This window comes from Polaromonas sp. P1_E11, from assembly GCF_056405995.1.
The window spans coordinates 1-566 of sequence record NZ_JBFUBA010000021.1 but is presented as its reverse complement, the minus strand read 5'-3'; the positions used below and the strand labels follow the sequence as shown (position 1 = coordinate 566).

Genomic DNA, 566 nt, shown 5'->3' with positions numbered 1-566 from the left:
AGCGCATATTGCCCGGCACCCCGACCGACAGCCCGCCGGGAATGACGTCCATATAGGGACGCGGCTTTCCGTCGGGACCGAGAAAGCGTTCGGGCTTCGCCGCCGCCGGCGCCGTTTCGCGGCCGTCGATCGTCGATATGCTGCCGTCCTTCGCGTCGTGATGCAGCATGAAGCCGCCGCCTCCGATGCCGCTCGACTGCGGCTCGACCAGCGTCAGCACCGCGACCATGGCGACGGCAGCATCTGCGGCGGTGCCGCCCTGATGCAAAATCTCGCGCCCCGCCTCGGTCGCGCGCGGATCGGCCGACGAGGTTACGCCCTGCGCGGTGGCGAGCGACGGGAGGGTGAAGGTGACGAGCGCGGCGAGCGGGAGGAATCTTTTCAACATGGCCGCGACATTGGCGCGGGCCTCTGACAAGCGCAACCCTGCCCTATTGTTCAATCACCCCGTGTCCCCGCGAAGGCGGGGACCCATCTYCTGCCGGTTCTAMATAGCACSGTCYGGAGATGGGCTCCCGCCTTCGCGGGAGCACGCAGCTTACTAACCGTCAGGGTCGGTTCCGACC

The 566-nt window shown here is 67.6% G+C and carries 1 protein-coding gene; it reads right to left on the bottom strand.

Annotated elements, in window-relative coordinates; genetic code table 11:
• Positions 1–388: gamma-glutamyltransferase (locus AC1D11_RS22225; RefSeq protein WP_477651505.1), on the bottom strand; the 388-nt coding region annotated here is incomplete at its 3' end.
• Between the last annotated feature and the right edge of the window lie 178 nt (positions 389–566).